The 294-nt window shown below is 51.4% G+C and carries 1 protein-coding gene; it reads left to right on the top strand.

The features are described from left to right. A partial coding sequence (locus VU18_RS15350; protein ID WP_047758418.1) for a Mu transposase C-terminal domain-containing protein occupies positions 1–285 on the top strand: 285 nt, incomplete at its 5' end. Between the last annotated feature and the right edge of the window lie 9 nt (positions 286–294).

Genomic DNA, 294 nt, shown 5'->3' on the forward strand with positions numbered 1-294 from the left:
GTCGAGGATTCGGATTGGCTCGACTCGATCTTTTTGAAACGCGAATACCGTAAAGTGAAGGCCGATGGTACGGTCACGTTGAACAAGCAGCTGTATGAAGTTCCGTCCCGGTTCATCGGACAATCGATCGAACTCCGTTATGATGAACAAGGCGTGTATGTGTACGAAGACGGCCAACGGGTCGCCGAAGCGGTCCTTGTTCGCTTCGAGGACAATGCCTATGTGAAACGCCATCGGTCACCGTTTGCGACGGTTCCGGTAGAGGGAGGCGAAAACGATGTATAAAACGTTTTA

The organism is Geobacillus sp. ZGt-1 (genome assembly GCF_001026865.1).
In the GTDB taxonomy this organism is placed as follows: Bacteria; Bacillota; Bacilli; order Bacillales; family Anoxybacillaceae; genus Geobacillus; species Geobacillus thermoleovorans.